General features: G+C 75.1%; 5 protein-coding genes. 3 read left to right on the forward strand and 2 right to left on the reverse strand.

Annotated features, from left to right (window positions below; all coding sequences use genetic code 11):
* Both AB0K37_RS41100 and AB0K37_RS41105 read right to left on the reverse strand, forming a co-directional pair.
* Positions 1-639 (reverse strand): alcohol dehydrogenase catalytic domain-containing protein (locus AB0K37_RS41100; protein ID WP_363991361.1); only part of this gene is annotated, 639 nt, incomplete at its 3' end.
* Positions 639-1,136, reverse strand: coding sequence for an XdhC family protein (locus AB0K37_RS41105; RefSeq protein WP_363991364.1), 498 nt, complete (start codon positions 1,134-1,136; stop codon positions 639-641). The genes AB0K37_RS41100 and AB0K37_RS41105, both read right to left, overlap by 1 nt.
* A gap of 172 nt (positions 1,137-1,308) precedes the next feature.
* Here AB0K37_RS41105 and AB0K37_RS41110 point away from each other — a divergent pair, with 172 nt between their 5' ends.
* Genes AB0K37_RS41110 through AB0K37_RS41120 form a run of 3 tightly spaced genes read left to right on the forward strand, consistent with a single transcriptional unit; the run spans position 1,309 to position 3,387 of the window.
* Positions 1,309-1,863, forward strand: a complete 555-nt coding sequence (locus AB0K37_RS41110; protein ID WP_363991367.1) for a universal stress protein — start codon at positions 1,309-1,311, stop codon at positions 1,861-1,863.
* A 28-nt stretch (positions 1,864-1,891) separates the two neighbouring features.
* Entirely contained in the window at positions 1,892-2,533 is a 642-nt protein-coding gene (locus tag AB0K37_RS41115; RefSeq protein ID WP_363991370.1) for a nucleoside monophosphate kinase, read from the forward strand.
* On the forward strand, positions 2,530-3,387 hold the full coding sequence (locus AB0K37_RS41120; RefSeq protein ID WP_363991373.1) for a pyridoxal-phosphate dependent enzyme: 858 nt from the start codon (positions 2,530-2,532) through the stop codon (positions 3,385-3,387). Before AB0K37_RS41115 ends, AB0K37_RS41120 begins: the two co-directional genes overlap by 4 nt.
* Positions 3,388-3,541 lie beyond the last annotated feature (154 nt).

Genomic DNA, 3,541 nt, shown 5'->3' on the forward strand with positions numbered 1-3,541 from the left:
GGCGGACGCGCCGCAGCGGCGCGCCAGCTCCAGCGCCTGCGGCGACACGTCGACCGCCACGACCCGCGCCCCGGCCGCCGCGGCGATCATCACGGCGGACAGCCCGACGCCGCCGCAGCCGTGCACCGCCGTCCACTCGCCGGCGCGCACCCGTCCCTGCGCGAGGACGGCGCGGAACGCGGTGGCGAACCGGCAGCCGAGCGCGGCCGCGGTCGTGCAGGCCATCTCGTCGGGCAGGGGGACCAGGTTCACCTCGGCGGCGTCGATCGCGACGTAGTGGGCGAACGAGCCCCAGTGCGTGAAGCCTGGCTGGGTCTGGGCCTCGCAGACCTGCTGGTCGCCCGCCAGGCAGGAGGGGCAGCGGCCGCAGGCGCACACGAACGGGACGGTCACGCGGTCGCCGGGGCGCACTCCGGTGACGCCGGCGCCGGTCTCCTCGACCGTGCCCGCCAGCTCGTGCCCCGGGACGTGCGGAAAGGCGCGGATGTCGGGATCATGGCCCTGCCAGCCGTGCCAGTCGCTGCGGCACACGCCCGTGGCCTCGACCCGGACCACCGCGCCGCCGGGCGGCGCCGCCGGGTCGGGCAGCTCCCTGATCTCCAGCGGCCCGGCGAAGGCGTCGTAGGCGACCGCCAGCACTAGAACTCGAAGCCGCCGGGGCGGCCGTTGCGGTCGGCGATCAGGCCGGCGAGGGTCGCGACGGCGATCTCGGCGGGCGTCCTGGAGCCGATGTTGAGGCCGATCGGGCGGTGCACGCGGGCGATGTCGGCCGCGGGGACGCCGAGTTCGGTGAGGGCCGGGATGTGCGGCGCGGGGTGCCGCGGGTTGCCCATGACGCCGACCCACCGGACCGGCTGCGTCAGCACGTCGCGCAGGACCGGCCCGAGCTCGGGCCGGTGGTGGTCGGTGACGACGACGTCGGCGGTGGCGTCCAGGGGCGGCAGGTCGGCCGTGCCGTCGCGGTCCTTGTCGGGGTCGACGAGGAACGTGCGGTAGCCGAGGTCGGCGGCGTAGCGCAGCAGGTGGTCGGCGACGGGGCCGGCGAACACCGCGACCAGCGTCCGTTCCTCCGTCTCGTGCCGGGCGTCGCCGTGCGCGACGGCGCAGGAGGAGTCGTGCTCGTGCGGTGCGGCCATACCGGAAGTCTGCCCCGCTCGGCGCCGGATGGTCCAGCGGCCACGCCCTCGGCCCGGACGCGCCGTGACCCGGCGCGCCGCGAACCCGTGCCGCCGGAACCTGGAACTCTCGCGCGGGAACGGGTATGCCTTCTGTCTAGACTGCTGTCACCCGGCGGCCACAGGAGGGACCGTGATCGCGAGACCGGAGGGCGGGCCCCGCGTCGTGGTGGGGGTGGACGACTCCGCGGGTGCGCGCTGCGCGCTCTCCTGGGCGATCGGCGAGGCGCGGCTGCGCCGGCTGCCGCTGCTGGTCGCGCACGCCGCGCCGCTGCCCCCGCACGTGTCGGCGGCGGGCCAGCTCGGCTGCGGGATCACCGAGGCGCTGCGCGGCTCCGGCGCCGAGCTCATCGCCCGGCTGCTGGCGGAGGTGTGCGGCGGCCCGCCCGAGGGCGTGGAGATGACCGCGCTGGCGCTCGTCGGGGAGCCGGGCGCGACACTGGTGCGCCTCGCGGGAGACGACGACATCCTGGTCGTCGGGCACGGCGCCCGGGGCCCGTTCTCGCGGCTGCTGCGCCCGTCGGTGCGGCTGCACTGCGCCCGCAGGGCCCGCGCGACGCTGGTGTGCGTGCGCCCGCCCGCGTTCGACACGCTGCTGGAGAACCTGACGGTGCGGGACGAGTCGCCCGAGAGCGCCCCCGACTCCCGCTTCCGGAGGCTGGGCCGCCGCCTCCGCCTCCCGCTCTGACCGGGGCGGCGCGCATAGGCTCTCCCCCATGCGCAAGTACGTCATCATCGGCGCTGTCGGCAGCGGCAAGGGCACGCAGTCCGGGCTCCTCGCGCGCGATCTGGACATCGTCCACATCAGCGTCGGCGACATCTTCCGCTGGCACGTCAAGAACCACACCAAGCTCGGGGCCCAGGTGCGGCGCGTCATGGCGTCCGGCGAGCTGGTCGGGGACGATCTCGCGGAGAGCGTCGTGCGGGACCGGCTCGCCCAGCACGACTGGAACTACGGGTTCGTGGTCGACGGGTTCCCGCGCAGCCGGCGGCAGACGGAGTTCTTCCTGGAGAGCTACGACATCGACGGCGTGATCCATCTGGACCTCCCGGACGAGGAGGTCCGCCGGCGGGTGCTGGCCCGCCGGCTGTGCAACGGGTGCGGGATGGACTACAACCTGATCGCGGACCGCCCGACGCAGGAGGGGCGCTGCGACGTGTGCGGGGGCGAGCTGGTGTCCCGCGAGGACGACACGGAGGAGGCGCTCGCCGAGCGGCTGCGCGACTACCACGAGAGGACCGACCCGATCCTGGAGCTGTTCGGCCGCAAGGAGTACGTGGTCACCGTCGACGCGCGGCCGGGCATCGACGAGGTGCAGCGGACGCTGCGCGAGAGGCTCGGCCTGCCGATGCCATGACTCCTTCCTCCGAGACGGCCTCGCCGGTGGTGGAGCTGGCGGACGAGCGGGCGGCGCGCCGGGCGCTGCGGCTGTTCCTGAAGCGCGACGACCTGATCCATCCGGAGCTGCCGGGCAACAAGTGGCGCAAGCTCCGGCACAACATCGGGCCGGCGCGCGAGCACGGGACGCTCCTGACCTTCGGCGGCGCCTACTCCAACCACATCCGGGCCGTCGCGGCGGCGGGCGCGATGTACGGCTTCGCGACCATCGGCGTGATCCGCGGCGAGGAGCGCCTGCCGCTGAACGCCACGCTCGCGCACGCCCGGCGCATGGGCATGCGCCTCGCCTACATGGACCGCGCGACCTACCGGCGCAAGCACGAACCCGACGTCGTCGAGGCCCTGCGCGAGCGGTGGGGCGACTTCTACCTCCTGCCGGAAGGCGGGAGCAACGCGCCGGCCGTCCGGGGCTGCGCCGAGCTTGGCGCGGAGGTGCGGGGCTTCGACGTGGTGTGCTGCCCCTGCGGGACGGGCGGGACGCTGGCCGGGCTCGCCGCCGGCCTGTCCCCGCGGCAGCGCGCCGTCGGGTTCTCCGTGCTGAAGGGCGGCTTCATGACGGGCGAGGTGGAGCGCCTCCAGCGCGAGACCTACGGCGGGCGGCGCGGGGACTGGAGCGTCCAGGACGACTTCCACTTCGGCGGCTACGCGAGGACCACCCCCGAACTGGACGCGTTCGCCGACGACTTCGCCGGCCGCTACGGGATCGTCCTCGACCGGATCTACACCGCGAAGATGATGTTCGGCGTCCTCGCGCTGGCCCAGCGCGGCGCGTTCCCCGAGGGCGCCCGGGTCCTGGCGGTCATCACCGGGTAGCCGGGCGGCCCCCGCGCTCTCGGGGCGGGGCCGCCCGTGCACCGTCACGCGCCGCCGGTGAGGCACGTCCGAGACGTCCTGGACCAGCACCAGGTCGGTGGGGACGACCACCTCCCAGGGCTTGGAGCCCGCCGGGTACGGGACGCCGTTGTCG

Origin of the sequence: Actinomadura sp. NPDC049753 (assembly GCF_040674655.1) — a bacterium.
GTDB lineage: Bacteria > Actinomycetota > Actinomycetes > Streptosporangiales > Streptosporangiaceae > Spirillospora > Spirillospora verrucosospora.

What these genes read in the sequence shown, in the direction of transcription:
- AB0K37_RS41105 (WP_363991364.1), bottom strand. Translation starts at nt 1,136, where the DNA reads ATGGCCGCACCGCACGAGCACGACTCCTCCTGCGCCGTCGCGCACGGC.
- AB0K37_RS41115 (WP_363991370.1), top strand. Translation starts at nt 1,892, where the DNA reads ATGCGCAAGTACGTCATCATCGGCGCTGTCGGCAGCGGCAAGGGCACG.
- AB0K37_RS41120 (WP_363991373.1), top strand. Translation starts at nt 2,530, where the DNA reads ATGACTCCTTCCTCCGAGACGGCCTCGCCGGTGGTGGAGCTGGCGGAC.